At 69.6% G+C, this 9245-nt stretch carries 3 protein-coding genes; 1 reads left to right on the top strand and 2 read right to left on the bottom strand.

Annotation, left to right across the window (positions count from 1 at the left end; all coding sequences use genetic code 11):
- Positions 1 to 46 precede the first annotated feature (46 nt).
- The gene (locus tag HDG69_RS09725; RefSeq protein WP_171783587.1) at positions 47 to 6367 is read right to left on the bottom strand and encodes a DUF7507 domain-containing protein; all 6321 of its coding nucleotides are present in this window, start codon (positions 6365 to 6367) and stop codon (positions 47 to 49) included.
- Between the two features lie 255 nt (positions 6368 to 6622).
- Positions 6623 to 7261 (bottom strand): sigma-70 family RNA polymerase sigma factor, encoded by a 639-nt coding sequence (locus HDG69_RS09720; protein WP_171783586.1) that lies wholly within the window; start codon positions 7259 to 7261, stop codon positions 6623 to 6625.
- A 246-nt stretch (positions 7262 to 7507) separates the two neighbouring features.
- Here HDG69_RS09720 and HDG69_RS09715 point away from each other — a divergent pair, with 246 nt between their 5' ends.
- The gene (locus tag HDG69_RS09715; protein ID WP_171783585.1) at positions 7508 to 9229 is read left to right on the top strand and encodes a collagen-binding domain-containing protein; all 1722 of its coding nucleotides are present in this window, start codon (positions 7508 to 7510) and stop codon (positions 9227 to 9229) included.
- Positions 9230 to 9245 lie beyond the last annotated feature (16 nt).

The following is a 9245-nucleotide window of genomic DNA, read 5'->3' as shown; positions in this document are numbered from 1 at the left end:
CCGTGCAGGGTGAGCGGCGCCGTCGTGCGTCGACCGAGGCTGTCGGCTACCCGTGCAGCCTGCGGTGCCGGACCCTCAGGACGACCGCCGTGCCGAGCAGCATCAGCAGGATCGCCGCTGCGGCGAACCAGCCCACCATGGCGCCGGTGACGGGCAGGCTGCCCGGACCGGACGGAGTGGTGGGGGTGCCCGGCGTCGACGGGTCACCAGGCTCGTCCGGGGTGGCGCACGCGGCGTCCTGCGCCGAGTTCCCGTTGTGGTCGATCCCGGCGACGTTGCGGAACCCTGCGGGACCGCCACCCTCGCCCACCTCGCAGGTGAACGTCGTGGCGTCCGCCTGCCCGGCGTCGAGGTCCGCGGTGACCTGCACCTCGTAGGTGTGGGTGGTCCCGGCGTCCAGCGCCACGTCGGTGGCCACCACGTTCGCGGCGGCACCGGCGTCTCCCTGACCCGTCCAGGAGCCCGACGCCGTCACGCCCTCAGGCGTGGAGGTCACGGCCGCGGACGTGATGTCCAGACCGGCACCGAACCGCAGACGGTCGGTGAGGGTGTAGATGCCCTCGGCCGCGCCGTCGTTGGTCGCCGTGATCTCGTACGTCACCGTCCACGTGCCACCGCTCTCGCTCGGGTCACCGACGAGCTGCTTGTCGATCGAGATCGACGGCAGCGGACCGCAGTCCGTGTCGACGGTCTCGTTGCCGTTCTCGTCGGTCAACGTCGCAGCGTTGTTCAGACCCTGCTCGAGCATGTTCGACCCACCGGGCTCGGTGCAGTCCGGAGAACCGGTACCGTCCGGGCCCGCCTCGCCGAACTGCAGCGGGACGTCCGCGATCACCGTCACCGTGTACACGTGCGGCGCGTAGCCGTCCGAGTCCAGCCCGGCGATGCTCACCCCCGTCGCGATGCGGGTGTCGTCGATGCCGTCGAACGTGTCGCTGACCGCCACGCCCTCGGGTCCGGTGACACCGACCTCGTCGACCGTGACCTCCGCCGCGAAGAGCAGCCGGTCGTCCAGGTCGTAGGTCGTCGCCTCGCCACCGACGTTGCCGACGGTGATGTCGTAGACGACCTCCCACTGACCGTCACCGATCGGGGCCGCGGAGGTCAGCTCCTTGTCGATCGTCGGCTTGCCGGCACGGATGCACTCCTCGTCTTCCTCCGTGATCCCGTTCCAGTCCGCGGTGGCCCCGTTGTGCAGGGCACCGGCGACCGGCACGCCGTCCGAGCTGCAGACGTCGTCGGTGGGCACCTCGACGCCGAACAGGTCGGCGCTGTAGCGGACCGTCACCAGGTACTCGTGGACGACGGGTCCGCCGTCTGCCCCCGCGATGGCCTGGTCCGTGACGATCACGGTGTCGTCGATGCCGTCGAAGCCGCCGTTGAGATCGGCGTCGGGCGCGTCGGTCGACACGTCCTGAACACCGATGACCTCGATGCCCTCACCGGGGGTGAGGGTGTCGGACAGGTCGTACGACCCGGCACCGGGACCGCGGTTGGTGACCTCCAGCGAGTAGGTGACGTCGTAGACGCCGTCCTCGCCGTCGACCGGCATCACCGCGCCCGCCAGGGACTTGGTGAGGTCGATCAGCGGCAACGGAGCACACACCTCGTCGTCGCGAACCTCACCGTTGTGGGTGAGCTCCGTCGAGTTCGCCAGACCGCCGCTCTGGCCCGAGCCCGGCTCCGGGCAGTCGAGCGCCCCCGGGGTGACCGTCTCGCGGTCCAAGGACACCGTGACGTCCACCTGGTAGGTGTGGTCGCTGTCCTCAGCCAGGGTGACGTCCGTGGCGATGACGTTCTCCGCCGCGCCCTCGGCACCCAGTCCGGTCCACGACGCATTGGTCGCCACCCCGTCCGGCGCGGTCACCGCGGCAGACTCCACCACGACGCCCTCGCCGTACAGCAGGCGGTCGACCAGGTCGTAGTCGCCCGGAGCCTGACCGGAGTTCGTGGCGACGAGCTCGTAGACGATCGTCCACGTCCCGTCACCGTTCGGCTCCGGACCGTCCGCGATGGACTTGGCGACATCGATCAGCGGCAAGGACGCGCACGCGTCGTCCACGGCCACGATCCCGTTGTGGTTCAACGACGCCGAGTTCGCCAGGCCCCCTGCCTCACCGCTACCAGGCGGCGGGCACTCCAGCACCGACGGATCGATCGTGTCCTGGTCCATCTCGACCGTGACCTCGACCTGATACGTGTGGCTCGCGCCAGCAGCCAGTGTCACGCCCTCGACGACCGAGTTCTCGGGATCGGTGATCGCCACCCCCAGGCCGGTCCACGACGTGTTGCTCACGACCCCGTCCGGAGTCGTGACCACCCCGGCGTCGAGGATCTCGATCCCCTCGCCGTAGTCCAGCCGGTCGAACAGGTCGTAGTCCCCAGCGTCCGAACCGATGTTCTCCGCGACGATGTCGTAGACGATCGTGAACGTCCCGTCACCGTTCGGCGTCGGGCCGGCACCGACCGACTTGTCCATGATGATGTAGGCGATCGTCACGCACGCCGTGTCCTCGTCCGTCAGGTCGTTGTGCTCGATCTGCGCCGCGTTGGACAGGCCGCCCGGGCCGTCTTCACCCAGCTCGTCGCATGGCGTGATGACCGGTTGACCCTCAGCGCCCTCGGCGATCCCGATCACGACCTCGATCTCGTACGTGTGCGTCCCACCTGCAGACAGCGTCACGTCCGAGGCGATGACGTTCTCCGCGTCGCCCTCGGCACCCAGACCTGTCCAGGATGCGTTCGGCGTCACACCGTCCGGAGCCGACGTCACGGCACCCGAGACCACCTCCATGTCACCGTCAGCGGTCATCCGGTCCGACACCTCGTAGGTGCCGTCAGCGGCACCGTCGTTCGTGGCCACGACGTCGTACGTCACCGTCCACGTCCCGTCACCGTTCGGCACCGGGCCGTCCGAGACGTACTTCGTGATGTCGATCGAGGGGATCTCGGCACAGGCCTCGTCCACCTCGGTCTCGCCGGTGGACTTGGTCAGCTCCGAGGTGTTCGTGAAGGCCCGGTCCTCGGGCTCGCCGTCCTCAGCGCCGCACGCCGTCGGGTCGTCATCGCCCGAACCGGCACCCTCGAGCTGCAGCGGCACGTCGGCCACCACGGTCAGCTCGTACACGTGCGGCTCGTAGTCGGGGTTGTCGACGCCCTCGATCTCGGCGAAGTCCGTGATCACCAGGTTGCCCTGACCGTCCCACGCCGGGTCGAAGAGCGTCACGCCGGCGGGCGACGACGTCACCTCGGCCGAGGTGATCGTCGCCTGGTCGGTGAAGTGCAGCTCGTCGGCCAGCGCGTACTGCGCGGCCGGCGTCTGCAGGCTCTCCACCACGATCTCGTAGACGATCTCCCACTGCCCGTCACCGATCGGCGTGGCCGAGACCAGGTCCTTGGTGTGCGAGGTGTCGCCCAGCGGGGTGAACCGTGCCGGGTCGCAGTTGATCTCCGGCGCCAGCGGGTCGCCGTTCTCGTCCACCGAGTCGTCCGGGATGTCGGACTCGGCGCACGCCGTGTTGACGACGTCGTCCTCCCCGACGGGTTCGGTCAGCACGATCTCGAACTCGTGGGTGTAGGTCTCGCCCGGTTCCAGCACGTCGATCGTGAACGAGCCGAGCTCGGGGTACAGGTCGTCCGTGACCTCGATGTTGGTCAGCGTCCCCTGGCCGGTGTTCTCCACCACGATCCGGTACGGGATCGTGTCCCCGATGTGGAACTCGGGGCCGGTTCCCGGCTCCTGTGCGTCCTGCCACTCACCCTCGACGTCCTGGACGTACTTCTTCAGGTTCGCCGAGTAGTAGGTCGCGATCTGCGTCTCCGCCGAGGTCCGCATCACCAGGCGGGTGTTCTCCGCCCGGCCCTGGGCCCGGTTGACCAGCACGTCGCCGCTGTCCATGCCCTCCGTCACGATCGGGATCGTGACGTTGAACGCACCGCGCGGCTCCAGCTCGTCGGTGATGACGCGCACCGCCGTCGCGTCCGCCGTGAACGTCGTGGTCCAGCCCACCGTGTTGCCGGAGGGGTCGCCGGCCGCACCGTTGGCGGGGTCGGCGGGGTCGTCGGTCAGCGTGGCCGGGTCGGCCGTCGTGTAGTAGACGGTCGCCCCCATGTTGACCGACACCGGGCCCGAGAGCTCGTACGTGCCGGCCATGTCCGTGCCTCGGCCGTCCCCGTTGTACGGCAGGATGTCGATCGTGTCCGTGAACTCCTGCGGCAGCGGGTCCTCCGAGACCACGTCCACCGTCCAGGAACCCTCACCGGCACCGTCACCGTCGATGTTCGGGATGAACGCCTGATCCGCCGTCTTGAGGATCGACGTCGAACCTGCGGCGTTGACCGTGACCGACGCCGTCGCCGGCTCGCTCGTCAGACCAGCGACGCTGGCTTCGACGCTGTTCACCAGGCGCGCACCCGGATCCACGTCCTCGTCGGCCTCGACCTCGTACGTCAGGGTCTGGTCCTCGTTCGTCGGCACGCCGTCGATCGTCCAGGTCAGCGTATTGCCGTCGACCACGGGCTCCGGCCCGGGAACCGACGACCCTGGCACATACACCAGTCCGTCGGGCAACGTGTCCTCGATGACGAACCCGTCCACCGTGGGCGAGATCTCCCCGGAACCCTCTGCGGCGTACTCCACGGTGTATGTCGCCGATCCTCCCGGATCCACCGTCGACGGGGACACCGACTTGGTCACGTCGGGAAACACTGTCGAGATCCGCAGCACGTCTCGGTGGTTGGAGGTGAAGGGGTACCGCGAGTCCGGCGTCAGCGTTCCCAGCACACCCACATCGTCCGGGTCCATGCTGCGGCTCCGGTAGCCCCAGTTGCCAGTGTTGACGTTCCGGACGGCAGCCCAGGTCCAGATGTCCTGGCCCGGGTCGACATCCGCGTTGATCTCCTGCGTGACCCGCAGGGCGGGCCACGCCGAACCCGGGACATCGGTGTTGGGGTTGAACTCGGTGCGCACCGCACGGACGGTGGACAGGTCCGCGGGAGGATCGCTCACCCACCCCGCCGCCTGCCCGCAGACCTCGGAGGCGTTCGGATCATAGGAAGGGCTGTCCGGATCAAGGAGGGACGCGGTGCCCACGTAGTACTCGACCGGCAGGTCGAGCGCCGCGGCACTAGCGTTGGCATTGACAGTGACGTGGCCCGTGTAGGTGACGTAGCGCGTGTCGAGGATCGTGCACAGCCCGCCCTGAGGGTTCGGGTCGGCATAGTTCGCATAGTTGCCACCGACCGTGGACTGCACCTCCGTTCCCGGCGCTACCCGATACGTGTCCGTCCACTGCGACGCGCCCGAACCTGTGTAGCGAGGCCACCAGCCCGCATTGTCGAAGCCGGTGACCCAGTTGTTCACCGAGGTGTTGTTGTCAGGGTCGTCAGTGATCACCGCTCCCGTCGAAGCGGTGTACTCGGGGGCATCCGATTCCAGGGAGATCTGTCCGGCGGTCTCCTCCGTCGTCACCCGGATCTGCACCTCACCGGAGGCCACCACCACGCGAGAGGTGGGAAGCAGGTTCCCCGTCGAGTCCTGTTCCGGCACCTGGGTGTGGCTGTAGTCGATTCCCGTGAGTACGAGCTCGAACTCGCCGCCTCCCTGATGAGTCAGGGTGCAGGAGTCGACGAAGGGGGCCGTCTGCTCCGCCGGATAGTCACCACCAGACCACGGGTGCCCGGTCGCCGTCCCGGCGGCGAACGCGGAGCAACCCTCCGGCCCGACCGACATCGGATCGCCGACCGAGTTGGTCAGGTTCAGCGTGTAGGTGATCTCATCCGGCCCATCGGGGCTGAAGGCACCGTGGAACAGCGACCAGTTGAACTTCAGGTCACGTGCACCGTCGACGCGCTCCTTCTGGTTGGCGTTCTGCTCCCAGGCGATGTCCATGAAGAACTGGTTCTCCACCGCAAGCTCGGGAAGCTCCGCCGCCTGGTCCTCGAAGACCGCCGACATCGAGACCGGCTCGCCGTCCACGGCGGTCACACGTACGGGCGTGTCGAGCGTCAGCGCGGTGCCCTCGTCGAACGTGCCGCCGTTGCACACCAGCGTCACACCGTCGTCCAGGATCTCGGACGGTGGATCGACTCCCTCCGTCAGACAGACGGGCGGGATCTCCTCGAAGACAGCCCCGACGGCCGTGACCGTGATCGTCACGTTGTCCACCGGCTCGTTGCCCGGGGCCTCGGCGTCGTCGTTGAGGTTCGCCCACCACTTCGCGGCGATGGAGTCACCGGTCTGCACAACATCGGGCGTGGTGTCCTCCCACTCGCCCTCGAGCTCGTAGACCGTCTCCGCGTGCGCGGGCATCGCGATCGCGACGCTGCCGACCAGCGCGGCGACCAGCAGCACGGCGAGGCCGGCCATCCGATGCCGCAGCATGGCGAGACGAGTGGTGCGGGGGGCGGAACGGCCGCCCCTGGAGGTCCGGTGCGAGGTGAGCACGCTGGCCCCTTTCCTTGGCGTGACTCTGGACTTCGTCGAGGTACTGCTGAACCACGTGAGGCCCGAAGGCCTGTTCGACGGACGCCCTCGTGTGGTCTCCGTCACGACACCGATCACCCGTCAAGACCTGACCCGTCGAGGAAAGTGACGGGAGCCACCATGTGACCTGTGTCACATCTAGGGTGGCCGGTCTTGACAACCCGGGTCGCGCTCGTCGGTCAGCAATCGCCACTCACGCCGCAACCCGGCTCGCGCGCGGTACAGCAGCGCGGAGACGGCGCCGTCGTCGATACCCAGCAGCTCGCCGATCCGGGCGCGCGGCAGGTCCTCCACCTCGGCCGCCCACAGGGCGACCCGGTGCCGTTCGGGGAGGCTCTCGAAGGCCTCTCGCACGACGAACCCCTCGGTGGCGTCGCGCGGCAGGACGGCCTCCTGATAAGCAGCGGCCTGCTCCGCGACGACCTTCCGCGCCTCCCGCGCCGCCCGCGAGAACACCACGGAACGGATCGCCGAGTAGTAGTAGGGGGTGAAGTCGTCGCGGGGGCCGGCGCCGGCCCGGATCGCGTGCAGGATCTTCGCCCAGGCGTCGTGGAGCGCGTCCTCCGGTTCGAACGATCGGCTGATCCGCCGCACGAGGCGCAGGCCCGACGGTCGGTGGCGTTCGTAGAGCCGCGAGGCGGCCCAGCGCGCGCCGCCGCGAATCTCGCCCAACAGCTCGGAGTCCCCCCACTCCGCCACGCTCGCCAACTCCCCTCCGAGCAGGGAGCGACAGGCCTCGCGGCGTGCCCCCTGCAGCGCCTCGTCACCGGTCCTCACTGACCGGACGGTCACCCGCGACGCTAGGCGTGGCCCGGGGCAACCGCATGCGCTGGGCACGATTTCACCCGCTCTGGGTCTTGCGAGCATCCGGAGAACCTGCTGCATCTATCACGTCGCCCGGCCCTCAGCATCTTGAGTGAGCGAAGCCACAGATCCTGTCGTCATCGCTCGGCCCCACCGGTGTCTTGCCCCGTGGTCGACCGGCTCGTCCGGCGTCCGCCACAGCCCACCGAGAGGATGACCGTGAACTCACCCGACCGCCGTCGGACCCCGTCCCACCGCACACGACGCAGGGTCGCACGCACCGCCGCCCCGCTCGGGCTCGCCCTCACCCTGAGTACGCTCGCCGTCCCCGCCGGCGCCGCGACGACGCAGGTCGACCCGTTCGACCTCGCCGGCGGGTTCTCCGTCTACGCGCGCGGCGACGCGCAGCTGACCAACCACGAGACCGAGGGCGCCATCGCCGTCGGCGGCGAGCTGACCGTCCGGGCGGACGGCGGCACCTACCCCGTGATCCACCAGGCCGCCGGTACGGCCGACTACACGATCCCGACCGTCGACGGGGACCCGACCCGCCTGCTCATCGGCTCCTACGCGCCGACCTCGGGGCTCGCCAAGGTCGAGAACAAGGGTGTCCCGGCGGGCAGCGGTCCCGAGCTCGAGGGCTACCTCAAGGTGGTCGGCGACGACCCGGCCTTCGACACCTACCAGCGGGCCGACTGGACGCGCTACCGCACCGCCGTGGACGACGCCCCGGCCATCGACGCCACCAACCAGGCCTGGCCCGACGGCGCTGACACCGTCGCCACCGAGAACGGCTCGGTCGCCTCGTACGTCGAGTCCGGTCCCGGGGTCGACGCGGTCCGGCAGTGCCTCGCACAGCTGGGTGACAGCGACCTCGCGCACCGCCTCGACGTCGCCGAGGACGTCGGCGACCGCGTCGTGCTGTCGGCGATCGAGCCCGGTGTGCCGAACGTGGTCGACTACGCCGACATCGCCGACGCGTCCCTGGTGCAGTTCGCCGACGGCACCCTGCCCTCGGCCGACGCCCCCCTCATCATCTCCGTACCGGCCGGCACCACCGAGCTCTCGGGCAAGGTCTTCGGCACCGAGGGGCAGGTCGCCCGATACGTGATGTGGGACCTCTCGCAGCACGACGGCGCCGTGACCCTCGACGGCTCCGGCACCCGCGTCGACGGCTCCGTGTACGCCCCGGACGCCGACCTCACCCTCAGCGCGGCGCCGATCGACGGTCAGATCGTCGCCGGCTCGCTCGACCTGCGGGGCGGCGAGGCCCACGCCTACCTCTTCGCCGGCAGCCTGCCGTGCGGCTCGGAGCCCGTCGCCGCGACCGGGAGCATCTCCCTGACCAAGGCCGTCGAGGGCGACGGGAGTGCGGACGTCCCCGCCGAGACGGAGTACTCCGTGAGCTACGCCGTCGACGGCGGCGAGGAGGTCACCCTGACGATGACCGTGGGCGAGACCGAGACGATCGACGAGCTCACCGCCGGCAGCACGGTCACCCTGACCGAGCCAGGCTTCCCCGAGATCGACGAGGTCACCTGGGGCGCACCCCGCTGGCAGGTCGACGGTCTGGAGGCCGGGGCAGCCGACGGGTCCCTCGACGTGGAGATCCGCGAAGACACCGCCGTGGAGGTCGTCCTGACCAACACCGCCGAGGGGTCCGCAGAACCGACCCCGACGCCGACCCCGGAGACGCCCACCGAGGAGCCCACGGACGAGCCGTCCGAACCGTCCGACGGCGCCTCACAGCCCGCCCCGACCACGCCGGCGGACCTCGACGACCCCGACCGGACCCCTGAGCAGTCCGTGACACCGGTCGTGGACGACTCCACCGACGGCCTGCCGGTGACCGGCCCGCAGATCGCCGGGATCGCGCTCACCGCCGCGCTGCTGCTCGGTGCCGGGATCCTCCTCGTCCTGCGGCGTCGCGGCGTCGTCTGAGCGAGGCGCTCGCCTC

It is taken from the genome of Isoptericola halotolerans, from assembly GCF_013149785.1.
GTDB lineage: Bacteria > Actinomycetota > Actinomycetes > Actinomycetales > Cellulomonadaceae > Isoptericola > Isoptericola halotolerans.
This window is presented reverse-complemented; position numbering and strand designations above follow the sequence as displayed.

What these genes read in the sequence shown, in the direction of transcription:
- HDG69_RS09725 (WP_171783587.1), bottom strand. Translation starts at nt 6,367, where the DNA reads ATGGCCGGCCTCGCCGTGCTGCTGGTCGCCGCGCTGGTCGGCAGCGTC.